11 protein-coding genes and 1 pseudogene are annotated in these 9,800 nt (G+C 69.3%); 8 read left to right on the forward strand and 4 right to left on the reverse strand.

What is annotated here, in order from left to right:
* The 4 genes and pseudogenes from QMO14_RS31630 to pcp all read left to right on the forward strand — a co-directional run.
* A pseudogene (locus QMO14_RS31630) lies at positions 1 to 218 on the forward strand (dihydroxy-acid dehydratase); the annotation flags it as partial.
* A gap of 62 nt (positions 219 to 280) precedes the next feature.
* Positions 281 to 1,750, forward strand: a complete 1,470-nt coding sequence (locus QMO14_RS31635) for a hypothetical protein (protein WP_301512023.1) — start codon at positions 281 to 283, stop codon at positions 1,748 to 1,750.
* Positions 1,751 to 1,769: 19 nt separating this feature from the next.
* Positions 1,770 to 2,039: a hypothetical protein gene (locus tag QMO14_RS31640; RefSeq protein WP_301512024.1), complete on the forward strand. Its 270-nt coding sequence runs from the start codon at positions 1,770 to 1,772 to the stop codon at positions 2,037 to 2,039.
* 69 nt (positions 2,040 to 2,108) lie between these two features.
* A complete protein-coding gene (gene pcp / locus QMO14_RS31645; protein ID WP_301512025.1) occupies positions 2,109 to 2,810 on the forward strand; it encodes a pyroglutamyl-peptidase I in 702 nt (233 codons plus the stop codon).
* Positions 2,811 to 2,842: 32 nt separating this feature from the next.
* Here pcp and QMO14_RS31650 read toward each other — a convergent pair whose 3' ends face one another.
* Entirely contained in the window at positions 2,843 to 3,562 is a 720-nt protein-coding gene (locus tag QMO14_RS31650; protein WP_301512026.1) for an alpha/beta fold hydrolase, read from the reverse strand.
* 126 nt (positions 3,563 to 3,688) lie between these two features.
* Between QMO14_RS31650 and QMO14_RS31655 the strand changes: the two genes are divergently transcribed.
* Together QMO14_RS31655 and QMO14_RS31660 are read left to right on the forward strand one after the other, a co-directional pair.
* Positions 3,689 to 4,333: a Yip1 family protein gene (locus QMO14_RS31655; protein ID WP_301512027.1), complete on the forward strand. Its 645-nt coding sequence runs from the start codon at positions 3,689 to 3,691 to the stop codon at positions 4,331 to 4,333.
* A gap of 31 nt (positions 4,334 to 4,364) precedes the next feature.
* The gene (locus tag QMO14_RS31660) at positions 4,365 to 5,063 is read left to right on the forward strand and encodes a histidine phosphatase family protein (protein WP_301512028.1); all 699 of its coding nucleotides are present in this window, start codon (positions 4,365 to 4,367) and stop codon (positions 5,061 to 5,063) included.
* A gap of 48 nt (positions 5,064 to 5,111) precedes the next feature.
* Here the strand turns inward: QMO14_RS31660 and QMO14_RS31665 are convergent, their stop codons facing one another.
* A complete protein-coding gene (locus tag QMO14_RS31665) occupies positions 5,112 to 6,500 on the reverse strand; it encodes a tetratricopeptide repeat protein (RefSeq protein WP_301512029.1) in 1,389 nt (462 codons plus the stop codon).
* A 43-nt stretch (positions 6,501 to 6,543) separates the two neighbouring features.
* On the reverse strand, positions 6,544 to 6,942 hold the full coding sequence (locus QMO14_RS31670; protein ID WP_301512030.1) for a 4-oxalocrotonate tautomerase: 399 nt from the start codon (positions 6,940 to 6,942) through the stop codon (positions 6,544 to 6,546).
* Positions 6,943 to 7,054: 112 nt separating this feature from the next.
* Here QMO14_RS31670 and QMO14_RS31675 point away from each other — a divergent pair, with 112 nt between their 5' ends.
* Positions 7,055 to 7,915 (forward strand): LysR family transcriptional regulator, encoded by an 861-nt coding sequence (locus QMO14_RS31675; protein WP_301512031.1) that lies wholly within the window; start codon positions 7,055 to 7,057, stop codon positions 7,913 to 7,915.
* 31 nt (positions 7,916 to 7,946) lie between these two features.
* Entirely contained in the window at positions 7,947 to 8,576 is a 630-nt protein-coding gene (locus tag QMO14_RS31680; RefSeq protein WP_301512032.1) for a YitT family protein, read from the forward strand.
* 9 nt (positions 8,577 to 8,585) lie between these two features.
* Here QMO14_RS31680 and QMO14_RS31685 read toward each other — a convergent pair.
* Positions 8,586 to 9,800: amidase (locus tag QMO14_RS31685; RefSeq protein ID WP_301512033.1), on the reverse strand; the 1,215-nt coding region annotated here is incomplete at its 5' end.

A 9,800-nucleotide genomic window follows, 5' to 3' on the forward strand; every position in this document is an offset into this window, starting at 1 on the left:
GCACCTGCTCGGTCATGGGCACGGCCAGCACCATGGCCTGCATTGCCGAGGCTCTGGGGATGACGGTGCCGGGCGGGGCCACGCCGCCGGCGGTCACGGCCGACCGCATCCGCATCGCCGAGCAGACCGGCGCGCAGGCGGTGCGGATCGCGCGCGAGCGCCTCACCATCGACAAGGTGCTGACGCCCGCCGCCTTCGAGAACGCGATGCGCGTGCTGCGGCGCCGCCGGCACCCCCTGCGCCGTCGCCCGCGCTGCCGGCGATCCAGGCCAAGTGCGCCATGGACACGACCGTGCAGCCTTCCTACGAGGAACAGCGCCTGCCCAACAAGCTGTCGGCCAGCGACGCCCTCAGCTTCTCGCAGCAGCTGCTGCAGGCCAGCGGTTTCGACAAGTTCGGCTCCGACTTCGCCGCAAAGCTCTGCAGCAATGGCCTGGCAGGCGCCTCGACCTACGACGACGCCGTGACCCTGCTGCATACCGAAGGCCAGAAGCTCTGGCAGGCGGCGCTCGACCGTGTGCAGGGGCGCGTCGTGCAGGGCACGCTGCCCAGGAGCGACGACCGGATGCTCTACTGGGCCCGCCTCACCATGACGCTGGCGCTGCGCCAGTGGAAGCCCGACTTTGCATTGACGGACGATCAGCGTGCCGCCCTGCAGGTCGAGTTCGAAAAGGCCTCGCGCGGGCAGTACGCCATCGACTTCCCGGAGGGACCGAAATACAAGCGCATCCTCGTGAGCGGCTTCGATCCGTTCACCCTGGGCAAGGCGGGCACCAACGGCAATCTTTCGATCCGCATCGGCAACCCCTCGGGCGCGACCATCCTGTCGCTGGACGGCAATACCGTGCCCCTGGCCGACGGCACCACTGCGGTCATCCGCACCTTCATCCTGCCCGTCAACTACGGCCCCTTCATCGCCGGCATGCAGGAAGACGCGCTGGGTCCCTGGTTCAAGCCGGGCCCCAAGCGGGTCGATGCGTCCGTCAGCATGAGCCAGGGCGGCGGCGAGTTCGACCTGGAGCACTACAACGGCCGCTATCACTACGCCGCCTTCCCGGGCAACGACAACCTGAACCCGCCGTGCTCCGACGCCGGGGGACTCCCGTCCTCGCTGGAGTGCGACATCTTTCCGCCGGAGCGTTGGGTGGGCTACTCGGCCAAGCCCTGGCAACGGGACGCGTCGCCGCAATTCACGGTCGCGACCCTGCCGTTCCAGAAGCTGATCGACGCCAACACCGGCGCGGGCATCCTCAACACCGACACCAACAAGACGGGTGGCTGGGCGGTGGTGCGCCGCGATTCCTACACCGTGGGGCCCTGCACGAAGGCGGCCTCGGACGCGGCCTCGGCCTACGATGCGGCACAGGCGGCGGTGAAGGCGGCGATCGACGCATTCAGCACGCCGGGCGTGGATTTCAACGTGGCGGACAAGAACTACAACGACGCGGCTGCCGCGGCAGCGCTGGTGGCTCCGCCGAATCCGCTGGAGACCAACTGCGCGCTGAAAGGCGGCGGCGGCAACTACCTCTCCAATGCCAGCGCCTACCGCAACACCCTGATGCGCGACACCTTCAAGCTCGGCATTCCGGCCGGCCATATCCACACGCCTGTCATGACCGTCTTCGGCAGCGGCAGCGACGGGAAGATCACCGACGCAACCTTCGAGGGCCGCCGCGACTCCATCGTGGCACAGGCCCGCAATCTGGTGGTCGCGCTGGCGAACAGCCTCGTGACAGCGCCGGCCCCCTAACGGAATCAGGAGCATGAACATGACGAAACAAGCCCTTCACGCTGCTGTCCTTGCCGGCCTCTCCAGCCTGGCCATGTGCGGCGCCGCGCTCGCTCAGCCCAGCGGCGGCTTCTATCTGCTGAAGAACAAGGAAAGCGGCAAGGTCCTGTGCTCGCAGAATCCGATCAGCCCGGACTGGGTCCGCGTGGCCGGCCCTTTCAAGGACCAGGACTGCAAGCTGGAGCAGAAGCCCGAGCCCGTGCGCACCGACCTGCCGGCCAACCCGCTCGACCTGACGCCCAAGAAGTAGGGAGAAGGAAAGGGCCGAGGCGCCAGCCGGCGTCTTGCAGTACCTTCCGGGGTGCTGCAAGACATCGCCATGCCCAGGAAACCGAAAGCACCACCGCCGCCTTCCCCCTCATCGACTACGCCGCTGCGCGTGCTGCTCACGGGTTTCGAGCCCTTCGAGCAGGAGGTGCTCAACCCCTCATGGGATGCCGTGCGCGCGCTCGACGGCTGGAAGGTGGGCCGCGCGACGGTGCATGCGCGCCTGGTGCCGTGCGTCTTCGGTGACGCCATCGATGCCCTGCTGGCGGCCATGGACGAGCTCAAACCGCAGTTGGTGCTGTGCATCGGCCAGGCCGGCGGGCGCGCGGAGTTCACGCCGGAGCGCGTCGCCATCAACATCGACGACGCGCGCACGGCCGACAACAAGGGGCAGGAGCCCATCGACGTGCCGGTGGTGCCGGGCGCACCCGCCGCGTATTTCTCGACGCTGCCGATCAAGGCCATGGTGCGCGAGCTGCGCGCGGCCGGGGTGCCGGCCTCGGTGTCGAACAGCGCGGGCACCTTCGTCTGCAACCACATCTTCTACGGGCTGATGCATCGCATCGCGACGCATCCGGTGCCGGGGCTGCGCGGCGGCTTCATCCACATTCCCTACCTGCCGGAGCAGGCGGCGCGCTTCCCGGGGGCGCCGAGCATGTCGCTCGAAACCATGGTCAAGGCGTTGCGCATCGCGGTGAGCACCTCGCTGGCCGTGGAGCACGACATCGCCGAGACCGGCGGCCAACTGCACTGAGCGGCCGCGAGGGTTCAGGTTCAGGTCCAGGTTCAGGCGGCGATGGCAGCGGGAAAGTTCTTCGCCAGCCAGCGGTTGAGCGCGGCGTTGACGATGTCGGGCTTTTCCATCGTCAGCATGTGGCCGCAGTCGGGCACCCACACCACCTCGGCCTGCGGCAGCATCGCGGCCATCTCGGTGGTGCATTCGGGGGGCGCGAGCTTGTCCTCGTTGCCGCACATCAGCAGCACCGGAGCGCGCACCGAAGCGAGATGCAGGCGCGCGTCGGGCCGGCGCATCACGGCGCGGTTCTGGCTGATGAGCTGCCGCGCACCCGCGCCGAGCACGATGTCGAGGTAGCGCTGCACCAGCGCTTCGTCGGCCGCCTGCGCGGGATGGAAGGCGAAATAGACGTTCGGCTCGATCACGTCGCGCAGCTCGCCGCGTTCGAAGTATTCGATGGCGCCCTCGCGCAGCGTGAACATCTCGGGCGTCTCGGGTCGCGCGCTGGTGCCCAGCAGCGCCAGCCCGGCGATGCGCCCCGGCGCCTGGCGGGCGGCCTCCATGGCGACCATGCCGCCCATCGATGCGCCGCAGAGCACCAGCGGGCCCTCGTTGTCGCGCAGCACGGCCACGGCCATGCCCTCGATGGTGTCGTTGTGCCGCTGGACGTCGCTCACGCGGGCGCCGAAGGCGGAGGGAAGGGCGGGCAATTGGGCTTCCCAGATGCGCTCGTCGCAGGCGAGGCCGGGCAGCAGGATCAGGTTGGGCATGGGCAAGGATTCTGCGCGATTGCGGCCGTGGGCGCAGCGGCATAGGTCATGGCATAGGCCTCATGGCCAGCAGCCATCGCGGGGCGCCGCCGACATACTCGAAAGCCCATGCCGAGGAACCCCGCAATGAGTCTTGTAGAACGCGTCCAAGCCATCCTGCTCAAGCCGAAGGCCACCTGGCCCGAGATCGACGCCGAGCCGGCCGACGCCGCATCGCTCTACAAGAACTACGTGATGATCCTCGCGCTGATTCCCGCGGTGGCCAGCTTCATCGGCCTGTCGCTCATCGGCATCGGCGCTTTCGGCGTGAGCTTTCGCGTGCCGCTGGCCTCGGGGCTCGCGAACATGATCGTGGGTTATGTGCTGTCGCTGGTGATGGTGTTCGTGCTCGCGCTCATCATCGACGCGATGGCGCCCACCTTCGAGGGCACCAGGAGCCAGATCGGCGCGCTCAAGCTCTCGTCCTATGCGAGCACGGCAGCCTTCGTCGGCGGCGTGTTCAGCCTGCTGCCTTCGCTGTCGGTGCTGGGAGCCCTGGCGGCGCTCTATGGCATCTACCTGCTCTACACCGGCCTGCCGGTGCTCATGAAGTGCCCGCCCGACAAGGCCATCGCGTACACCGCCGTGGTGGTGGTCTGCGCCATCGTCGGCGGCGTGGTGATCGCCTGGGTGCTGGCGCTGCTCACGCCGTCGCCGATGCGACTTGGCGCGGCGCCCGCGGCCGGCACCGTGGTGGCGGTGGTGCAACAGGCGGCGGGGGCAATTCGCTGAGCGTCACGCGCACGGTGGAAAATGGGCGGCAATGCCAACGCCCAAGCCCGACACCACCACCGACCTGATCCTCATCCGCCACGGCGAGACCGCCTGGAACCGCGAGCTGCGCTTTCAGGGGCACGCCGATGTGCCGCTCAACGACATGGGCCACGAGCAGGCCCGCCGCCTCGGCCTGCGGCTGGCCAGCGAAACCGCGGTGCAGCACATCTTCAGCAGCGACCTCATGCGCGCGCAGCAGACCGCCGCGCCCGGGGCGCAGCAACTCTCGCTGCCTGTGGCCACGTCGGCGGCCCTGCGCGAGCAGTTCTTCGGGGTGGTCGAGGGCATGCGCTCCGACGAGATCCAGAGCCTGCATCCCCGCGCCTGGGAAGAGTGGCTGGAGTTCCGCGAAGACCACGCCATGCCCGAAGGCGAGACGCCGCGCGAGTTCCACGCGCGCATCATCGCGGCGCTGGGCAACATCGCCTCGGAACACCGGGGCCGGCACCTGATCGTCGTCACGCACGGCGGCGTGCTCGACATGGTGTGGCGCACCGCCAGGGGCCTGAGCCTGAGCGGGCCGCGCCGCAGCGACATTCCCAACGCGGGCTTCAACCGCATCCGCATCGCCGATCCGCAGCGGCCCGACGACATCGAGATCGTCGAATGGGCCGACACGCGCCATCTGGCCGACCTGCCGCCGCAACCGACCTACGACCAGACACGGCATCTGAAGGACAAGGGCTGAGCCAGCCGGCTTCGTCCCGCCGGGGCCGCGACCGCTGCACAGCTCTTCTCAGTCGCGCGCCGCGATGCCTCCGGCCAGTTGCCCGAGGCCGAGCCGGGCATACACCGCCGCCGTCTGCCGGCGCAGGCGCAGCGACTCGGGCTGGCCATTGAGCTGCTGCTGCAGGATGCCCTGGGCGGCGGACAGCGAAGCCTCCGTGCCGCTGCGCACCAGCGCCTCGAGATACACCTGCTCGAACAGGTCGCGCTGCGCGTGGCTGCCGCCGATCTCGATCATGCGCGGCAGGGCAGTGCCGAGCCCTTCGATGGCTGCCGCGAGATCGCCGCGCGCATGCGCCACCAGTCCGTGCGCGGCCGGCACGCACACGCGCTGCCATGCCGCGCGCGTCGATGCCGGCGCGTTCGGCGCGAAGGCCACGATGTTGCGCAGCAGAACCTCCGCCTCGGGGCGCCCGGCGCGCGCCAGGCCGTAGAGGTACTGCAGGTCGAGAAAGGGCAAGACGTGGTCGGCCTGGCGCTGCCGCAGGTAGCCGGCCACGTCGTCCCAGCGCCCGCCCACGTCGATGCCCGCGAGCTCCAGCCGTGCGAGCAGCGAGACAGCGCCGATCTGGTCCTGCGAGTAGTCCTTCACCACGCCCCAGGCATGCTCGTCGTACACCGCGAGCGCTTCGGCGTCGCGGCCCAGGTCGATGAGGAACAGTGCCATGTGCCACCAGTTGTGCGTGACCATGAACGAGTTGAGGCCGGTCCAGGTGTCGCTCACGCTCTGCATGAACGCCAGCCCCTCGGCGAGCCGGCCCTCGGTGAGCATCACATGCGCGAGCGCATGGTGCGCCCACGGCTCCTTGCGGCACATGGCGATGGCGCGGCGTGCGCTCGTCTCGGCCTCGCGCATCAGGTGGCACTGCTCGTAGCCGAAAGCCGCCATGCCGTGCACGTAGGGCACGTCGGCCGCATGCGGCAGCACCGCCAGCGCGAGCTTCAGCATGCCGGGGCAATCGCCGGTGTTGAAGCAGTGGTACTGGCCCAGCTTGACCGACACCAGGTCGCGCGGATGCTCGCGGGCCTGTTCGGCATGCAGTGCGATCGCGCTGGCGATGTCGCCTTCGGCCCAGGCCTCGATGGCCGCGATGTAGCGCTGTTCGCGCGGCGTCGCACGCGCGGCGCCGGCGCGGGCTTTGGAAAGAAATGGTCGTGCGTTTGCAGCAGCCTCGCGCGATTCGGCGAACAGGTGCAGCGTGGCGCAGTAGGCCTGCACGATGGGGGTCGCGTCGGCGTCGGCCGCCGCAAGCAGGTTGACGGCGCGCGCCTCGCTGGAGATGAATCCCATGACGAAGTCGTCGACCAGCGGCAGGCTGGCGGCATCGTCGAGGCTGAGCGGGTTGCCGAGGCTGTCGGCGAAGTGCGGGGCGTTGTTCGTGGGGGTTCCGGAGGGCATGGCGCATGGTGCCATGCCCTCCGTGATGCTTCAACGACGGGCTCTAGACACCGGCCTGCTGGTGGCGGTACTCCTGCGTCCTGCCGCCGTAGCCGTAGGCCGCGCCGCGCGCGTCGATCACGTGGATGTAAGACACCTCGTGCAGGTCCGGCCTGATCTTCGCCATGGCCGCGTGCACCTCGTGCAGGTAGCGCGCCTTCTCGGCCTTGGTGTTGGTCTCGTCGGTGATGCTGATGTCGAGATGGAAGGCCGACTTGCCCAGCGAGGCCAGCGACTGGCCGCCGATGAACCAGGCGTCGGCGGCGATGTACTGCACGGTGATGGCGATGACCGGCAGCTGCTTGCCGAGCACGCTCTGCGTGAGCTCGGCGACGGCGTCGACGGTCTTGCGGGTGAGGTCGGCGTCGGGTTGGCCGGAGAGGTGGACGACGATGTGGGGCATGGCGGACTCCTTGGATGAATGGGTTGTCGATGGGGTGATTCTGGGAGCCGGCTGGTCATCGGAAAAGCGGGAAGATATGATGTGTTTCATCGGATAAACGGATGGATTGACCATGCAAGGGTTCGACCTGGAGCAACTGCGCACGCTGGCCGCCGTCGTCGACGCGGGCAGCCTCACGGCGGCCGCGCCGCGTGTCTTCCTCTCGCAGTCCTCGGTGAGCGAGCAGATTCGCAAGCTGGAAGAGCGGGCAGGGCAGTCGCTGCTCACGCGCAGCAAGGCGGGTGTTGCGCCCACCGAGGCGGGCGTGCGGCTGCTGGGCTATGCGCGGCGCATCCTCGCGCTGAGCGACGAGGCATTCCGCGACCTGCACGGCGAGACGCTGCAGGGCGAGCTGCGCCTCGCGGTCACCGACTACTTCCGTCCCGGCGACCTGACGCGGCTCCTGGGGCGGCTCGGCGAGAGCTATCCGAAGGTGCGGCTGCACGTCAGCATCCTGAAGAGCGACGCGCTGCGCTCGGCCTATGCGCACGGCGATTTCGACGTGGGCATCGCGATGAACATCGCCGGGGCCTCCGCGCCGGAGGCTCGTGGCGCGGTGCTCAGGCGCGAATCGCTGGTGTGGCTCGGCGCGGAGGGCATGCGGCTCGTGCGTGGGGAGCCGCTGCGGCTGCTGGCCCTGCCCGACACCTGCTCGCTGCACCAGTTCACCGTTTCGCTGCTGCGGCGCCGCCGCGTGCCCTATGCGCTGGCGCACGTCGCCTCGGGCGTTGCGGGCCTGCAGTCGGCACTGGCGGCGGGGCTGGGCGTGGCCTGCCTGAACGAGTCCGCGATCAGCGACGGCGTGACGCGGCTGGCGCCGCCGCACGGCCTGCCGGCGCTGCCGCGCGTCGCCTTCCAGTTTCTGCCGGGGCGCAAGGGGGAAACCGCGTTCGTGACCCGGGCCAGGGAGATGCTGGCAACGCATCTGATGTAGGGGTGGCGCGGGATTTGCGTCAGCCTCGGCCATGGATGCGCCACCTCCCACGACCTCCTCGCCCAGCCTGCTGCGCCACACCCGCTTCGACGACGCGCAGGCCATCTTCTCGGGCACGCTCTTCGTCGCCATTGCGATGATGCTGTTCGGGCAGGCGGGCCTGCTCACCGGCGGCACGGCCGGCATTGCGTTCCTCTTGCATTACGCCACCGGCGCGAGCTTCGGAAAGCTGTTCTTCCTGGTCAACCTCCCGTTCTACTGGTTCGCCTGGCGCCACATGGGCCGGGTGTTCACGCTCAAGACCTTCTCGGCCATCGCGCTGCTCTCGGTGATGACCGACCTGGCGCCGCGCTACCTCTCCATCGATTCCCTGCACCCGGCCTTCGCGGCCGTGCTCGGCGGCCTGATGCTGGGCACCGGCTGCCTGTTCCTCGCCCGCCACCGCGCCAGCCTGGGCGGCGCGACGGTGCTCACGCTGTACCTGCAGGAAAAGCGCGGCTGGCCTGCCGGCAAGGTGCAGATCGGCATCGACTGCACGGTGGTGCTGCTCGCCCTGTTCGTGATTCCGCCGCAGCGGGTGGCTTGGTCGGTGCTGGCGGCGGTGGTGATGGGGCTCTTTCTCTGGATCAACCACAAGCCGGGGCGCTATGCGGCGACCTGAGCTGTCTCGCTAGCGGCCGGGCGGCGACGGCCAGGGCCGCTGCGGTTCGCGGATCTGCTCGAAGGCGCGCGACACGCGCAGCACGCCGAGATCATCGAAGCGCTGGCCGGCGATCTGCAGGCCGATCGGCAGGCCCGAAGCCGAGTACCCGCAGTTCACCGAAGCAGCCGGCTGCTCCGACATGTTGAACGGCACGGTGAAGCCGATGTGCTCCAGCGGCCGCAGCGGGTCGTTGGTGGGCGAGGGCGCCTCGGCCGCCGCGGGCATGTTGGGCGACACGGGCGAGATCACGTAGTCGAAGCGCGCGCAGGCGCTCACGGCGGCCACGCGCGTCGCATGGAACTGGCTGAAGCCGCGGAACACGTGCTCGCCGCTGAACTCCGCCGCGCTCTCGGCCCATTCGCGGATGTAGGGCAGCACCCTGGAGCGCTGGTCGGCGCGCAGGCTCTTCATGTCCACCAGCGAGCGCATGCGCCAGAAGTGGTCCATGCCGTCGAGCATGGCCTGCGACATGAAGGGTTGCATCGGCTCGATGATGGCGCCGGCCTTCTCGAGCAGGCGCGCGGCCTGCTCGACCGCCGCCTGTATCTCGGGCTCCACCGCCAGGCCGCAGCCGGCGTCGAGCAGAAGCCCGAAGCGCAGGCCGCGCAGATGGTCGGGCGCCACGTCGAAGCTCGCCCAGTCGATGTCCTGCGCCGGCAGGCTCATGCTGTCGCGCGCGTCGGGCTTAGCCAGCGCCTGCATCAGCAGCGCGGCGTCGCCCACGGTGCGCGTCATCGGTCCTGCCGCGCGGCCCATGTAGGGTGGGTCGATGGGCACGCGTCCCAGGCTTGGCTTGAGCGTGAAGATGCCGCACCAGCTCGCGGGCAGGCGAAGCGAGCCGCCGATGTCGGTGCCCAGGTGCAGGGGACCGTAGCCCGCTGCCGTGGCGGCACCGGCACCCGCGCTGGAGCCGCCGGGCGTCAGGCGCAGGTCCCAGGGATTGCGCGCAAGCGTGTGGAAGCTCGACAGTCCCGAGGACAGCATGCCGTAGTCCGGCATCGTGGTCTTGCTCACGATCACCGTGCCCGCTTCTTTCAAGCGTGCAGCCGGTGGCGCGTCGGCAGCCGGCGCGAGGTTCTTGGTGGGGGCAAGGTCGGCGATGTACTGCAGGATGGCGGGACCTTCGCGCAGGCGGGTACCGTCGTCGAGCTCGAGCATCGGCACGTAGCCCAGGGGGTTGAT

This window comes from Variovorax sp. CAN15, assembly GCF_030462475.1.
Lineage (GTDB): Bacteria > Pseudomonadota > Gammaproteobacteria > Burkholderiales > Burkholderiaceae_C > Variovorax.